This window comes from Vibrio sp. 1402 (assembly GCF_033340275.1).
The window spans coordinates 1-516 of the sequence record NZ_JAWOWE010000715.1; the positions used below are offsets into that span (position 1 = coordinate 1).

The 516-nt window shown below is 47.1% G+C and carries 1 protein-coding gene; it reads left to right on the forward strand.

The features are described 5' to 3' along the window. Nucleotides 1-514 (forward strand): aminotransferase class I/II-fold pyridoxal phosphate-dependent enzyme (locus tag R7044_RS28095; protein WP_225456380.1); only part of this gene is annotated, 514 nt, incomplete at its 5' end. Nucleotides 515-516: the final 2 nt, after the last annotated feature.

A 516-nucleotide genomic window follows, 5' to 3' on the forward strand; every position in this document is an offset into this window, starting at 1 on the left:
ATCAAAAATTGGCTTGCCGGGTGTGCGATGTGGGATTGTGATTGAGAGTGAAGAAATCACCCAAGCACTCACCAATATGAATGGCATAATCAGCTTAGCGCCAGGCAGTGTTGGCCCAGCATTGGCAAACCACATCATCGCTAAAGGCGATCTACTCAAACTGAGTTCAGAGGTGATTAAGCCGTTCTACAAGCAGAAATCACAACGCGCGGTAGAACTGCTACAACAGGCGATTACCGATGAGAGATTCCGTATCCACAAACCTGAAGGGGCGATCTTCTTGTGGTTATGGTTTGATGAGCTGCCAATTACGACAATGGAGTTGTACCAACGCTTGAAAGCGCGTGGCGTATTGATTGTTCCGGGTGAGTACTTCTTTATTGGTCAGAAAGACGAGTGGGACCATGCTCATCAATGTCTGCGCATGAACTACGTTCAAGACGATGAGATGATGCAGAAAGGTATCGCGATTATCGCGGAAGAAGTCGAAAAGGCTTACCAACAAGGTCAGTAAAG